The 418-nt window shown below is 29.7% G+C and carries 1 protein-coding gene; it reads right to left on the bottom strand.

Features of this window, described 5'->3' with window-relative positions:
- Positions 1-123 precede the first annotated feature (123 nt).
- Positions 124-418, bottom strand: a 295-nt coding sequence (locus KGF39_RS19530; RefSeq protein WP_227823581.1) for a YopX family protein, incomplete at its 5' end; no start/stop codon positions are given.

The following is a 418-nucleotide window of genomic DNA, read 5'->3' on the forward strand; positions in this document are numbered from 1 at the left end:
CTTTCTTCTGATTTATACCTACCTATTTCTCTAACATTTGATTCTTCTTCAAACACTGCACATACTTGTTTATTACTTATTTCAACTCTGTTAACTCTCATTAAATCTAATCTATCTTGACTTCTAATTATTATCATTCCTAATGCCCCCCTCATCACATCTTCTTATATCATTTAACTTACTTAAATCTTCATGTATATTCCCATCAACCTTAACTATTGCAAGTTCAGATAATCTAAAGCAATCTCCTGACATTTCATTCACTGCAATAAAACAACCATCTTTAAATTTTACCTCCCCTGCAAACTCTGTAAAAAATATACTTCTACATAAAACAATATCGCCTTCATAGATTTCTTTTCCATCACAATCCTTTAAACCTGTGTATATCATAACCTCAAAATTTTCATTGTTTTTT

The sequence above is a fragment of the Clostridioides sp. ZZV14-6345 genome, assembly GCF_020657775.1.
GTDB lineage: Bacteria > Bacillota > Clostridia > Peptostreptococcales > Peptostreptococcaceae > Clostridioides > Clostridioides difficile_D.